Consider the following 1,523-nt stretch of genomic DNA (forward strand, 5'->3'; position numbering starts at 1 on the left):
AGCCAATGTTTTTTACTGAAGAGGATATAGAAACTTTTAATAGGATAGGAAGAACTTTAATGTCTATAGCTAATAAAGTAACAAAAAAGTATCTGGAGTCGTCAGAGTATAGAAAGAAATTCAAATATCCAAAGTTGCTAGAAGAACTTATATTGACAGATCCAGGTTATGATACAAATATCCCCATAGGAAGGTTTGACCTTTTTTATGGGGGAGAGGATATATTTAAGTTTATAGAGGTAAATACAGATGGCACCTCTGGGATGAATGAAGACAATATTTTTTCCAATATACTTTTAGAAACAGAATCTATGAAAATAATGAAGGAAAAATATAATATTTCCTATTTTGAATTAATCGATAGTTGGGTTGATGAAAGCTTAAAAACATATAGTAAATTTAATAAAAAAGTGGATAAACCCAATATAGCCATTGTTGATTTCACAGAAACTGGAATAACAGCTGAGTTTGAAACATTTAAAAAGGCCTATATTAAAAAAGGATATAATGCGGTAATTGCAGATCCAAGGGATTTAAAGTATAAAGATGGAAAATTATATTATGAAGATATGAGAATAGACCTTATCTACAGAAGGATAGTAACAGTAGAATTTATTGAGAAGGCTGAGGAAATACCTGATTTGATAGAAGCTTATAAAGAAGGAGCAGTTTGTGTAATAGGTTCTTTAAGGTCCCAAATAATGCATAATAAGATTATATTTAAAATATTACATGATGAAGAGACCTTATCCTTTCTATCGGAAGAAGAAAGACAACTTGTAGAAAATCATATACCTATTACGGAAGAATTTGGTGGAGATGAAAGGATATTTGAAAAAGTTTTAAACAATAAAGACCAATATATAATAAAGCCAATAGATTCCTTTGCTTCTCAAGGAGTTAATGCTGGTAGAGATTTTTCCTATGAGAAATGGGAAAAGGTATTGACTAAATGTTGGAACAAAGATTATCTTTTTCAAGAATTTATAGATCCTTATACCAGACCCTTTGTTCAATTTGAAGATGGGGAACTTAAAGTTAGAGATTTTAAGCTTAATATAGGTGTATATATGTATAATGGGAGGTTTGCAGGAGTTTATACTCGAATAAGTAGAGAAAATATTATATTTGGGAGAGAGGGATATTTTAGCATACCTAATATATTAATTGAATAAACAAGATTTTAATGATTAAAAGATTTATAACAAATCGACCTAATAGACGATTCAAGTCTAGTAAAATTTAGGTCGATTTGTTATTTTTTATCTTAGGCATTATTAACATTGACAAATATAAACAAATAAAATAACATTGAATTAGTAGTATTTTAAGGTTATTATATATAAAATGTTATTTTATACAAATGCGATATTTTTAGGATAAATATTTGTAAAACTTTAATTATTTAAACATTTAGGCTTCAATTTACTTCTTTAAATTATGGCAAAAGGAGGGTGTTATATGGAGTTTGCATTTGATTGGGAAGCAAACGAGGAAAAGATAAAAGATTTAAAGATTTTTAT

1 protein-coding gene is annotated in these 1,523 nt (G+C 28.0%); it reads left to right on the forward strand.

Annotated elements, in window-relative coordinates; all coding sequences use genetic code 11:
* A partial coding sequence (locus VK998_RS11765; RefSeq protein WP_325228555.1) for a circularly permuted type 2 ATP-grasp protein occupies nucleotides 1-1,175 on the forward strand: 1,175 nt, incomplete at its 5' end.
* Nucleotides 1,176-1,523: the final 348 nt, after the last annotated feature.

Origin of the sequence: Schnuerera sp. (assembly GCF_035459645.1) — a bacterium.
GTDB lineage: Bacteria > Bacillota > Clostridia > Tissierellales > Tepidimicrobiaceae > Schnuerera.